The organism is Streptomyces sp. NPDC054794 (assembly GCF_053611585.1).
Window position 1 is genome coordinate 142,248 of sequence record NZ_JBSHAQ010000023.1, and the last position, 10,712, is coordinate 152,959.

A 10,712-nucleotide genomic window follows, 5' to 3' on the forward strand; every position below is an offset into this window, starting at 1 on the left:
GCCCGCGCTCCGCGTGATCGGTGTGATCGGTGTGATCGATGTGTTGGGTGTGATCGGCGCGCTGCGTGTGACCGAAGCGCTCGGGCTCGGTGTGATCGGCGTGCATCGTGTGATCGACGGGCTCTGCGTGATCGGTGCGCTCGATGTGACCCATGTCCTCTGTGTAGTCCGTGTCCGTGTGGTCCTGGTCAGTGACGGCGGTCACCGGTCACCTCTCCTTCTGCAGTACGGACAGAGCGGCGATGAGTTCGGCCTGGTACTCGGGGTGGACGTCGAGGGCGTCCAGCGGGGCGAGGCGGCGCTCGCGCTCGGTGTGCATGACCCGGTCCAGGTGTTCGGTGAGCAGCCGTCCGGCGCGTTCGCCCAGCCGCAGCGCGCTCTGCGCGCCGATCCGCTCGGCGAGCCCCTCGCCCGCCGAACGGGCCCGGCGGCCGCCGAGCAGCGCGGTGGCGACCAGGGCGGCGACGACCTCCGGATCCGTGGCCGCACCCCGGTCGAGCTCGCGCACCTGCTCCTCCGCGTACTCCTCCAGTTCGCGCCGCCAGCGCCGTACGCCCAGCCCGACGCGGTGCTCGGCGCTCTCCTGGGACGGATCCCGTTCGGCGAGCCCGGGGGCGCCCGCGGCCGGTTCGCGCCGCCAGGCGTCGTCGATGCGCTCGTCCGCGGCGGTGACGGCGCACACCAGCAGCGCGGCCAGGCTCTCCACCAGGGCGTCGAGGAGCTCGCCGGCGGTGCAGTCGAGGGGGAAGGCGCGCCAGCGCCTCAGGGCACCCCCGGAGAGCACCGCCCCGGCCTGCAGCCGTCCCCGCACGCGCGTGTGCTCGCTGTCGTACGCCCCGTCGACGGCGGCGGTGAGGCGGAGCGCGGCGGCGTACTGGGCGGCGGCGGCGCCGGCCAGCTCGGGCACCCGGGCCTTGAGCGAGTCGAGGACGCCGTACGCCGTACGCGCCATGGCGTGCTGCCGTGCGGCGGGGTCCTGGGCCCGCTGGACGAGCCAGGTCCGCAGCGGCGCCACGGCGGTGGCCGGCAGCAGGCCGCCGCCCCAGGCCGACTCGGGCAGCTCGGGCACGGTGAACCGGGGTACGTCGCCGAGGCCTGCCTTGGTGAGCAGGGCGCCGTACTGGCGCGAGACCTCGGAGACGACCTGGTGCGGCACGCGGTCGAGGACGGTCACCAGGGTGGCGTCGTACTCCTTGGCGGTGCGCAGCAGGTGCCAGGGCACGGCGTCGGCGTACCGGGCGGCCGTCGTGACCATGACCCAGATGTCGGCCGCGCAGATCAGCTGGGCCGCGAGGACACGGTTGTCGGCCACCAGCGAGTCGACGTCGGGCGCGTCGAGCAGGGCGAGCCCGGGCGGCAGGCTCTCGACGGTCTCGATCCGCAGCACGCGCGCGGGATCTTCGCTCGCGAGCAGCAAATCCTCCCCGGGATCCTGTTGGGGCGCCCACACGCGCGTGAGGTCGGGCAGGACGCGCATCCCGCTGAACCAGTGATGGTCCTCCGGGTGGCACACCAGGACCGGAGTCCTGGTAGTCGGCCGCAGCACGCCCGCCTCGCTGACCCGTCGCCCCACCAGGGAATTGACGAGTGTCGACTTGCCCGCGCCCGTGGATCCGCCCACGACGACCAGCAAGGGTGCTTCGGGCTGTCTCAGCCGGGGCACCAAGTAGTCGTCGAGCTGTGCGAGCAGTTCGTCGCGGTTCGCACGCGCGCGTGGGGCCCCCGCCAGGGGCAGCGGGAAGCGTGCGGCGGCGACACGGTCGCGCAGGGCGGAAAGTGTGTCGAGCAGCTGAGGCCGTACGTCCAAGGTCACCACATGCGAAGAATGCCCAATTTTAGGGGAATTCTGAAGCATATAGACATGTCTGCGCGCCGACGGGACACAACGGACGGAAGGGACGACTGGGACACGGGCACAGTCGAGGCATAACGAGTGCACAACACCCGGTGCGTCGGACGCCAAAAGCGGTGCACGATTCGTACCTGCCTGCGATTATCAGGACCGCTTCACCGAACCTCCACATCGAGCCACGGAGGCGAAGCAACAGGGTCAAGGATCCGGGAGCCCTATCCTTGTCCCCGGCAACGTCACGGATCAGCCCACACCCGGGCACCACGAACGAGGCCACCACACCGGCCCCCGTAGCTCAGTGGATAGAGCAGGCGCCTTCTAAGCGCTTGGCCGCAGGTTCGAGTCCTGCCGGGGGCGCCCAGTCTCCGCCCTCCCTCGGGAGGGCGTTTTTGCTGTTCAGAGTGCGTTTCGTACGGCATGACAGAGCCCCGGGCACTCCCCCGCCGATCATGGGAGCACTCCGGGGCTGTCCGGCTGTCACCGGGCTTTCGCGGGTGGCCGTGTCGAATACGTGTCGAAGTTTTCGCCCGGCACGGAGGGTCAGTCGGCGGGCGAAAACTCCGGGAGATCACCGGCGGCTTCAAGCCGCCGCTTCAGATCCGGCAGTTGCCCCTCGACGCAGCGGGCGTAGGTGGACAGGAGCACCACAACACTGTTTCCGGCCCACTCCGCCACCTGGGCGGGCGGGATGCCGTCGTTGAGCCACTTGGTCAGCCGCGTGTTGCGGTTGTCGTAGACGCGCCGCCCGGTCGGCGAGTCGAAGACGTGCGGCGGCAGCACGGCTGCACGCGCACTCCGCCAGGCCCGACGGATGACGGACCCCGCGAGGATGCCCCCGAACTCACCCTGGAACAGCAGATCACCCGGCCGGAGCTGTTCGTCCTCGATGTGCTGCCGCAGGATGCGGGTCAGGGCAGGATGCCCAGGCACAGTGCGCGTCTCACCCTCCGCACGGCCTTTCAAATCGCGCCGTTCGTGTATCTCTCCTGTGTCGGTCCATTGCTTGCCGACCTCCGGGGTCGCCGTGTGGATGAGCAACTCGCACCATTGGTCGGCGGCTTGGGCCGGAGGCAGGGTCACGTCCTCCACTCGCATCGCTACCGCTTCCTCCGGCCGAGGCCCGCAGTAGTAGAGCGTGGCGAAGAAGGCATGGAGCCGCTTGCCGCCCCGAGGCCGACGCCGAATCCAGTCGAGGATCGCGGCTGCCTGCTCGGGGTTGAGCAAGGATCGCTTGTCGACGGCATTTGTAGTCTTCGTGGCACCAGTCGACTCCTTGCCCTTGGGCAGGGGGTTCGCCCGCAGGATGCGCCGCCGGACGGCGTACTCCATGGCGACGTTGAGGATGCGGCGATTGCGCTTCCTGGACCAGGCCGCCGCCTGCTTGCCGTCGAGCCGGGTGTCGATGGCGTGCAGGATCTGTTCGACCCGCTCCGGGTCCTCCCAAACCGAGACGGGCAGGGAGTTCCGCTCGACCCATCTGAGGATCGCCGCCACCTCTCGGGGCGCGTCCGCTCGTCGGTTCGTGTTGAACGCCCACTCGCGGAGTGCGGTGCGGACGTCGGCGAGGGCGAACTGCGTGGGCTTGGACCGCATCAGTGCGACGGTGGTCGCGGTCAGGGTCTTGGCGACGTTCTTTCGGCTGTTGCCGCCGAGTTGAGGCCAGCGGGCATCCACGTACTCGACGGCGAACTGGTACCAACTCATCTCGGCAGCCTTGGAGCGATTGGACACCGGAAGGCCCGTGCCGACCACGAAGGCCTCGCCCTTGCTTGTGGCTTGGATGAGTCCGGAGCGGAAGCCTTCGGCGAGCGCGACGGTGTCGAAGGGTTCGCGCCAACGCTTGCCAGCCACGACCCACCGCACGGTGTACGTGGTCTTCCTGGCGCCCTTGTAGGTCAGGATCTTGTAGATCTTGACGTCGAATGTCGTCTCCATCAGGCGGCGTCCTCGCGGTCGTCGAGCCAATGGTCGAGGTCGCTTCGCCGGATACGGAGGTCGCCGTTCGGGAGCTTGATGCAACGCGGTGCGCGGCGCTTGGCCCGCCAGTCGTAGAAGGTCGAGCGGGAGACGGCCAGTTCCTCACAGACCTCCGCGAGGGTGAGCATGGTACGTCGTGACCGGATGGCCGTGGTCATGCCGTGCTCCCTTCGTCCAGGAGGGCGTCGCGAGCGGTTTCGCGGTTGGTCTGGAGGTCGCGGGCGATGGTCGCTGCGAGCGCGGCCTCACCCGGTGTGTGGCCGTGACTGGCGTACTGCCAGTCCGTGAGGACGAGGACGGTGTCCGGCTCGCGGTCGTCGAGGCCCTGGGCGGAGGCATCCTGTGCGGCGCGGTAGTCGGCACGTTCCTGGCGAAGGGCGCCGAGCGTGGTGGAGTACGTGCGCGACTTGGACGAGAAGTGCCCGCGGAAGCCGAGCATGTGGGCCCAGGCCCAGAGGCGCCGGTCCGGGTACAAGCCATCCAGGTCGCGGCACGCAGTAATGAGCCGTCGGGTGTGGTCGGGGACTTGGTGGCGGTCGAGTTCGGCGAGTTCGCCGATACGGCGGTCGAGGGTCCCGGTGTTCTCAGCGGCCTTCGTGGCGTACTTGGCCACGTACGAGGCGACGGCCTGTTCGGTGATGTCTGAGCCGTCGCCGAAGGCTTTCACCGGGCGGACGTCGAGCTGTCGGCCCCAGCGGAAGGTACGGGGGGGGTGGTCTTCGACCGCCGATACCGACACCGAGGTGTAGGAGTGCGCTGCGGCGGCCTGTAGTGCGTCCATGAGGAGGTCGACCGTGGCCCAGGCGGGCGGAGACGTCCCAGGCCCCTCCGGGCCGTCGAGGCGTACGACGGCATGGAAGTGCAAGGCGCCGCGCTTCTGGAACTCGGCGACCTTGCCGTACGAAACCCGGAGGTGGTCGGAGAGCTCCCGGCGGGAGAGGCCGGCGCGAGCGGCGATCTCGCGGCGGAGCCGTGTGGTGAAGCGCTGCCACAACTGCCCGGCGTGGTTGTTGAACAGCACGGCGCCCGCGTAGTCGTAGGTGTTCGGGTCAAGGGCCGCGCCCAACTCCGGTGCGTCGGAAGGATGCTGTGTGCCACAGCGGCAGGCGCCGTGGTCGGGACGGTTGTGGACCGGGCCGAACGAGGGTGCCGTGAGGGTGGCGAAGACGCGCGGGTGTTCGCGGACCGCTGCGGGGATGTCCCGTCGGTCGTCCCCGGCCAGGCCGGCGCGGATGAGGTGGTAGGTGTCGCCGGCGTAGGTCCAGGCGCAGGACGGACAGCGGGAGGCTCGACGGTTGCCGCAGGCGAGGCGGAGGCGCCCACCGGGCTCGTCCGCGGTGGAGTAGTGGTGCAGCAATTCGCCGGTGGTCTTGTCCTTGTGGAGGACCCAGCCGGTGAGGTGGATCGGGTCGGAGCAGCCTCCGGTGCGGCGGATCTGGTCTTCCCATCGGGCGTAGTCGGAGGCTGACGCCACCCGGAGCAGGTCTCCGAAGGTGATGGGGTCGAGGAATGTGGCGGGCACGGGCGCACTCGGTGTCGAAGCTGAGGCGCGGTGGGCCATGCTGGTGGTTCCTTCCGGTTGCGAGATCGGACAGGGACGGCGCCCGGGCGGCGGATGCTTGGCGGTATCGAGGCCGCCCGGGGGCCGGTCAGCGCCGACGGGTCTCAGAGGAGATCAGCGAGCGGACGACGAGGGCGCAGACGGCGACCGAGGCTCCGGTGACGGCGATCGCCAGGAGCATGGAGACCAGGACGGCGCCGACGACCAGGACCACGGCCGTGCCACCACCGACCAGGGCGAGCGCGGTGCCCGGGGTGAGCTGGACGACCGGCCGGGTCGGCGAAGGAGCCGCGGGGGCGGACGGCGCGGTCTGCGCCGGGGTGATGACCGTGGCCGGCTCGACGAGGGCGGCCGGCGTCACACGCCCGGTCGGGACGGGCATGGTCGGGATCTTCGGACGGAACATCGATGGACTCCCTTCAGAACAGGGCTACTTGACGAGGCTGTTGATGGCGGGTGCGAGCACACTGTCGGCGAGGAGAAAGCCACCGAGGAGCAGGACACCGACGAGCCAGGCGGGCGGACGGATGAGCTTGACGCCGAGATAGCCGACGACGAGCAGGGCGAACCAGAGCGGAACCTGCATGGCGGGCGGTCTCCTAGCGGACGCAGCAGCGGTGGGTACGGGCGGCGAGTTGGGCGGCGGACTGGCTGGAGTAGTCGGCAGACCAGCCGCAGCGGTCGGCGGTGCAGACGGCGGCGTGCACGGTCCGGCCGTTCCGGTCGCGGTGGGTTCCGATCTGGACGGGGCCGATCCGCATCACGGAGTGGAAGTTGTCGCGGGCAGGCATCGAGACGTCTCCTTACTGTCAGGCGAGGTGCGCGGCGATGGCGTCGGCGAGATGGGGCGGGACGCCGAGGCGGGAGCGCAAGGTGTCTGTGTCGATCGGGGCCCCGGTGCGGGCGCGGTACTCGTCGGCGACCTTGCGGGCGTGGTCGACGAGGACTGCGGGGACGGGCGGCGGGGGCGCCGGGGCAGGACTCTCGACCTCGACCGGAGCCGGGTCCGCGTGCGACTCGTGCACGGTTGCTTCCGCGAGTCGAGGTTCGGTGTTCGGCGTGTCCGGCACAGACGCCTGCGCAGCAGGCTCCGGCTCCGCACCGGCCGAGTGGGCGAGGAGCGTTCCGCCGAGGAAGGCGAGCGCGGGCCATCCGGCGACGCCGAGGCGGAGCAGGGCGGGCGGGTCGGTCAGGTCGAGGAACCCGGCGGTGGCGATGTTGGCGCCGAGCGAGGCGAACAGGGCGATCACGAACCAGCACCAGGCCAGCCGAGAGGGCCCCTCACTGCGCAGCCGCCGCCAGGCCGCGACCAGAAGCAGGTCGACGCTGACCGGGTAGGCCCACGCCTTCCAGCCGTCCTGTCCGGCCGCGGAAGCCAGGTCGTGCAGGTGGGCGAAGGACAGGGCACCGGCGATGACGGCCTGGACCAGTACCGCGTCGACACGCAGGCCGCGACGGGCGCCCATCAGGAGTGCTCGTCTGGAGAGGCGGGGCCGCCCTCGGGGTCGTAGCCGGGCGGGAACATGCCGGGCGGCGGCTCGGGCAGCGAGACGGCGAGGGACGAGCTGACCGCTTCCACGAAGTCGAGGTCGGCGCCGGTCATGTCGCCGTACAAGGCGAGTTGGCCGAGGAGGAGCACGGTCCGGGCGAAGTCCTCGCAGTTCGGGCACATGCCGGGTTCTCCCTTCATCAGGCATGGCGGGGGTAGGGACTCGACGCGAAGGCGGTCGCGCCGGCCGTTGGGCTGCTGTGGTGCGAGCGATCAGGCGGTGACCGGCGCGGGCTTGACCGAGGGCGCGGAAGTGGCGGGGCCGGTGAGCGCGGGCCGGAAGGGCTCCAGTTCGGGCAGGTACGGGGTGCGATCGGCGTACCGGTTGCAGAGGTTCACGGCCTGGCGGAGCGAGGTGTGCGGGGCACGGATGCGGTGCCAGCCGCCGGTGGAGTTGCCGGCAATGGCGACCCCCCGCATCTCGGCTGGGATCTGGATGGCGGCGAGGACGGCGTCCGGTGAGATGTCACCGAAGGCCATGTTCGCGGAGGTCTCGTCGTTGACGCGGTGGGCGGTACGGCCGGTGAGCTGGGCACGGAGCATCGTGATGCCTTTGCCGAGTTCGGAGCCGAAGCGCTGTCCGCAGATTTCGAGGTAGATGCCTGCAGCGCGTCCGAGTTGGGCGAGCCGGACCAGCGCGGTGATGATGCGGTCCCGGCGTTTCTCCTCCTCCTTGCTGGCGAAGAGGGCGAGTTCGGCGACCTCATCGACGAGCACGACGACCGGGGTTGGACGCAGTCCGTCGGGCAGGTCCCAGATGTCGGCGGCGATCTCGGCGTCCGGCACGTCAGCGGTGATGCGCTGCTGAGCACGAATGAGTTGATAGACGTCCGCCATCCGGGCCACAAGCGCGTCGAGCAGTTCAGCAGCGGCGTCAGGAGTGTCGGCGAGGGCGGAGAACCTTCGGGCCAGCGGGAACAGCTCAACCCCTTGCTTGCAGTCGATGCCGACGAGGGCGACGTCCATGGGGGCGAGGCCGGCGACCAGGTTCCGTTGGTAGACGGACTTGCCGGATTCCGTGGCGCCGAGGGTGAGGGCGTGGGGTATGGCCCGGTAGTCGCGGTAGTGGACCGTACCGTCCTCGCGCAACGCGACGGGAACCCGCATGGGTCGCGTCTCGGTCGCTGCCGGCATCTGCACCCGCTTGAGTACGTCGTAGCCGGTCATCCGCACCTCGACGACGCCGGAGCGCACCTCACGGGAGTTGACGCCGTACATCGAGAACGAGTGCCGGAGGCGGTCCGAGGCGGCCGCGACGTCGAACGCGTCCTGACCGGGCCGGAGTTTGAGCCGCAGGACCAGACCCGTGCGAGTCGGCCGCAGCCGCAGGATGCGCGGCGGACGGGACTCCGGGATGGGCCGGTTGGTGGCCCGAGCCAGGGCGAGTCGCCACCGTGAGGGCGGGACGGTCAGGCCGCAGGCATCCATGACCGTGCCGTACCGGACCAGGACCCGTAACGCCACTAGCGTGACCCCGAAGGCCAACCAGTACCAGGCGGGGCGCCGCCACCGCAGGAGACCCGCGGTGGCGACGACCAGCACCAGAGCGACCGCGAAGGCGGTCATGATCAGGCGGCCTTCAGCCCTGCGGCGGCGGCCTCGGCGAGCGAGGTGACCGCGACCGCGCGGAAGGCGATCCCGTGCCGCTTCTGGCCGTTGAAGTCGTTCTCCCAGGGCCGGGCGATGAGGCCGGTGAGCGCGACCGGCGTACCCATGGCCAGCTCGCCGGTGATCCCGGGCTCCGGAACAGTGATGGACAGGATCTCCACTTCCTCGTTCGCCGCGAACATCACGTCGACCGTCATGAGCTTCGCTCCGGTCTCGGTGTCGGTGGCGATCTCTCCGGTACGCCGGTCACGCACCTTGACCTGCGGAGTCTTGGCGACCATGACGATGGCGGTGGAGGTGTCGACGGGAATCTGACGCACAGCAAACACTCCTCTATAGATGCTGAGCTCCGTCACTCATGTACATGAGTGACATGAAGAAGAGTGCCTGACTCCTATACATGAGTCAACCCGCCACGAAGAGAAACTCGTGGCGGGCTGCTGGAAGTTGAGGAGCCGTCAGTCGTCGGCAGGGATGCGGTACTCGAAAACGAACTGGTCAGCGGCCATGAGGGTGTCGCACACCTCGACCACGAGACCCGCGGTCGTACGGGCTTCCCGAATGAGGTGAACCACGGCCGCCCCCGGGCTCAGCGCCAACTCCGAAGCCTCCGACTTCGAGGCCGGCCGCGCCTGGAGCGTCTCGACGAACTCCGCGAACTCGTGCCCGTGGTCTTCGAGTCGGGCGTAGATGCCACCGCCGCCAGGGTTCTCAGCGAACAGCTCGGGGATGTCCTTCACGACGTCCCACGGGAGGTAGGAGGTGGCGACCTCGACCGGGGTGCCGTTGCGGAAGTAGAGGCGCCGACGGGCCAGCACCTGTGCACCGACGGGGACGCCCAAGCGTTGGGCGGCACCCTCGGGCGCGTCCATCGGCCCGATGTAGAGGACGCTGACGTTGGCGGTGGCGCCGGACTGGGCGGACTCCGCGAGGTAGGCCGCCTGGCCACCTTGCCGGAGCGAGCGCCGGAAGCGGTCGGAGGAACGGTGCCGCACCGGGGGCCGGTCCTTCACGATCGAGCCCTTGCCGTGCCGGGTCTCTACCAGCCCGCTCGCCCGTACCTCGACCATGGCCTTACGGATCGTGCCGCCGGACACGCCGTAGCGGTCCACCAGCTCGGATTCGCTCGGCACCATGTCACCGGGCTTCATGATCCCCGCCCGGATCTGCTGCACGATCTCTTCCGCGATCTGCACGTACCGAGGCCCGGAAGCGCCCCCTCCAGCAGCAGTTCCCATAGTCCTTCTCTGCCTCCTAAGCTCCTCTACATGAGTCAACCACAGGAAGCGACAGCGCCTCCCCTGCACTCCGTGTCCGTCGCCGGAGTAGTGGTGCGCGAGGACGGCCGCCTCCTGGCCATCCGCCGAGCCGACAACGGCAACTGGGAGCTCCCCGGCGGCATCCTCGAACTCGACGAGACCCCCGAGGCCGGTGTCGCCCGCGAGGTCCTGGAGGAGACGGGCATCCACGTCGAGGTGGACGAACTCACGGGCGTCTACAAGAACATGGCCCGCGGCGTCGTCGCCCTGGTCTTCCGCTGCAAGCCGTCCGGCGGTGCGGAGCGCACGTCGGGCGAGTCCACAGCGGTCTCATGGCTCACGCCGGATGAGGTCAGTGAGCGCATGTCCGAGGCATTCGCAGTGAGGCTCTTGGACGCGTTGGACGGCAACGGGCCCCACGTACGCAATCACGACGGGCAGCGCCTCCTCGACGAGAACGCATGAAGTCCACACTGCCGGTCGAGAACGCGGGCGACACGGATGTCTGCCTGTTCATCGAGCCATACGGCGAAGACTTCTGGATGAAGCCCGGGGAGGCCTTCGAGGTCGTGCCACTGAGCAACGCCAACGTGCAGTTCTCAGTGGTCGTCGCCAACGACGTGTTCACGGTCTGGCTCTACCAAGGCGGCGACCCCTACAACGCGTTGCTCGACTACGAGGTGACGGGGACCAACGGCGAGAAGCTCGCATGCGGCCACCAGCGACCGGCCGACTCCGACGGCGGCCGAGCCACAGAGCCTTGAGCCCACCAGACGCGACCGCCTCACCCGCGCCTCAGCGGGATAAGACTTTCCCTACTTCATCAAGGCGGCTCGCTCCGCTCCCCGCGCGCGGGCCCGCCCCCCGCCCCGCCGGGCGGGCGGTGAACCCGCCCCCCCCCCCCCG

The 10,712-nt window shown here is 69.7% G+C and carries 14 protein-coding genes and 1 tRNA gene; 3 read left to right on the plus strand and 12 right to left on the minus strand.

All coding sequences use genetic code 11. The annotated features are described in order from the left end of the window. Positions 1-208: 208 nt before the first annotated feature. Positions 209-1,816: a dynamin family protein gene (locus tag ACWGKT_RS24550; RefSeq protein WP_453275376.1), complete on the minus strand. Its 1,608-nt coding sequence runs from the start codon at positions 1,814-1,816 to the stop codon at positions 209-211. Between the two features lie 320 nt (positions 1,817-2,136). On the opposite strand from ACWGKT_RS24550, the gene ACWGKT_RS24555 reads away from it, so the two are divergent. After that, positions 2,137-2,209: transfer RNA gene (locus tag ACWGKT_RS24555), tRNA-Arg, on the plus strand. A 183-nt stretch (positions 2,210-2,392) separates the two neighbouring features. Here the strand turns inward: ACWGKT_RS24555 and ACWGKT_RS24560 are convergent. The 11 genes from ACWGKT_RS24560 to ACWGKT_RS24610 form a co-directional block, all read right to left on the minus strand. Then, the gene (locus ACWGKT_RS24560; RefSeq protein ID WP_453275377.1) at positions 2,393-3,787 is read right to left on the minus strand and encodes a tyrosine-type recombinase/integrase; all 1,395 of its coding nucleotides are present in this window, start codon (positions 3,785-3,787) and stop codon (positions 2,393-2,395) included. Further along, positions 3,787-3,987: a helix-turn-helix transcriptional regulator gene (locus tag ACWGKT_RS24565; RefSeq protein ID WP_235460008.1), complete on the minus strand. Its 201-nt coding sequence runs from the start codon at positions 3,985-3,987 to the stop codon at positions 3,787-3,789. Before ACWGKT_RS24565 ends, ACWGKT_RS24560 begins: the two co-directional genes overlap by 1 nt. After that, positions 3,984-5,351, minus strand: coding sequence for a replication initiator protein RepSA (gene repSA / locus ACWGKT_RS24570; protein ID WP_453275378.1), 1,368 nt, complete (start codon positions 5,349-5,351; stop codon positions 3,984-3,986). The genes ACWGKT_RS24565 and repSA overlap by 4 nt, the downstream gene beginning before the upstream one ends. 127 nt (positions 5,352-5,478) lie before the next feature. Beyond that, on the minus strand, positions 5,479-5,796 hold the full coding sequence (locus ACWGKT_RS24575) for a SpdD-like protein (protein WP_453275379.1): 318 nt from the start codon (positions 5,794-5,796) through the stop codon (positions 5,479-5,481). A gap of 24 nt (positions 5,797-5,820) precedes the next feature. Next, positions 5,821-5,976, minus strand: a complete 156-nt coding sequence (locus tag ACWGKT_RS24580; protein WP_453275380.1) for a hypothetical protein — start codon at positions 5,974-5,976, stop codon at positions 5,821-5,823. A gap of 13 nt (positions 5,977-5,989) precedes the next feature. Further along, positions 5,990-6,181 carry a mobile element transfer protein gene (locus tag ACWGKT_RS24585; RefSeq protein WP_453275381.1) on the minus strand — a complete coding sequence of 64 codons (192 nt, stop codon included), beginning with the start codon at positions 6,179-6,181 and terminating at the stop codon, positions 5,990-5,992. An 18-nt stretch (positions 6,182-6,199) separates the two neighbouring features. Then, on the minus strand, positions 6,200-6,856 hold the full coding sequence (locus ACWGKT_RS24590; protein ID WP_453275382.1) for a DUF2637 domain-containing protein: 657 nt from the start codon (positions 6,854-6,856) through the stop codon (positions 6,200-6,202). After that, entirely contained in the window at positions 6,856-7,062 is a 207-nt protein-coding gene (locus tag ACWGKT_RS24595; protein ID WP_453275383.1) for a hypothetical protein, read from the minus strand. Before ACWGKT_RS24595 ends, ACWGKT_RS24590 begins: the two co-directional genes overlap by 1 nt. Positions 7,063-7,152: 90 nt before the next feature. Next, entirely contained in the window at positions 7,153-8,505 is a 1,353-nt protein-coding gene (locus tag ACWGKT_RS24600; protein ID WP_453275384.1) for an FtsK/SpoIIIE domain-containing protein, read from the minus strand. Between the two features lie 2 nt (positions 8,506-8,507). Further along, the gene (locus tag ACWGKT_RS24605; RefSeq protein ID WP_453275385.1) at positions 8,508-8,867 is read right to left on the minus strand and encodes an SCO3933 family regulatory protein; all 360 of its coding nucleotides are present in this window, start codon (positions 8,865-8,867) and stop codon (positions 8,508-8,510) included. 138 nt (positions 8,868-9,005) lie between these two features. Next, positions 9,006-9,785 carry a GntR family transcriptional regulator gene (locus ACWGKT_RS24610; protein WP_453275386.1) on the minus strand — a complete coding sequence of 260 codons (780 nt, stop codon included), beginning with the start codon at positions 9,783-9,785 and terminating at the stop codon, positions 9,006-9,008. Between the two features lie 30 nt (positions 9,786-9,815). Here ACWGKT_RS24610 and ACWGKT_RS24615 point away from each other — a divergent pair, with 30 nt between their 5' ends. Beyond that, complete coding sequence (locus tag ACWGKT_RS24615) at positions 9,816-10,271, plus strand: NUDIX hydrolase (RefSeq protein WP_453275387.1); 456 nt, start codon at positions 9,816-9,818, stop codon at positions 10,269-10,271. Then, entirely contained in the window at positions 10,268-10,570 is a 303-nt protein-coding gene (locus ACWGKT_RS24620; RefSeq protein WP_453275388.1) for a hypothetical protein, read from the plus strand. Before ACWGKT_RS24615 ends, ACWGKT_RS24620 begins: the two co-directional genes overlap by 4 nt. Positions 10,571-10,712: the final 142 nt, after the last annotated feature.

Coding starts and splice junctions, on each gene's coding strand:
- ACWGKT_RS24610 (WP_453275386.1), bottom strand. CDS start 9,785: ATGGGAACTGCTGCTGGAGGGGGCGCTTCCGGGCCTCGGTACGTGCAG.
- ACWGKT_RS24565 (WP_235460008.1), bottom strand. CDS start 3,987: ATGACCACGGCCATCCGGTCACGACGTACCATGCTCACCCTCGCGGAG.
- ACWGKT_RS24585 (WP_453275381.1), bottom strand. CDS start 6,181: ATGCCTGCCCGCGACAACTTCCACTCCGTGATGCGGATCGGCCCCGTC.
- ACWGKT_RS24600 (WP_453275384.1), bottom strand. CDS start 8,505: ATGACCGCCTTCGCGGTCGCTCTGGTGCTGGTCGTCGCCACCGCGGGT.
- ACWGKT_RS24595 (WP_453275383.1), bottom strand. CDS start 7,062: ATGTGCCCGAACTGCGAGGACTTCGCCCGGACCGTGCTCCTCCTCGGC.
- ACWGKT_RS24615 (WP_453275387.1), top strand. CDS start 9,816: ATGAGTCAACCACAGGAAGCGACAGCGCCTCCCCTGCACTCCGTGTCC.
- ACWGKT_RS24620 (WP_453275388.1), top strand. CDS start 10,268: ATGAAGTCCACACTGCCGGTCGAGAACGCGGGCGACACGGATGTCTGC.
- ACWGKT_RS24580 (WP_453275380.1), bottom strand. CDS start 5,976: ATGCAGGTTCCGCTCTGGTTCGCCCTGCTCGTCGTCGGCTATCTCGGC.
- ACWGKT_RS24560 (WP_453275377.1), bottom strand. CDS start 3,787: ATGGAGACGACATTCGACGTCAAGATCTACAAGATCCTGACCTACAAG.
- ACWGKT_RS24590 (WP_453275382.1), bottom strand. CDS start 6,856: ATGGGCGCCCGTCGCGGCCTGCGTGTCGACGCGGTACTGGTCCAGGCC.
- ACWGKT_RS24575 (WP_453275379.1), bottom strand. CDS start 5,796: ATGTTCCGTCCGAAGATCCCGACCATGCCCGTCCCGACCGGGCGTGTG.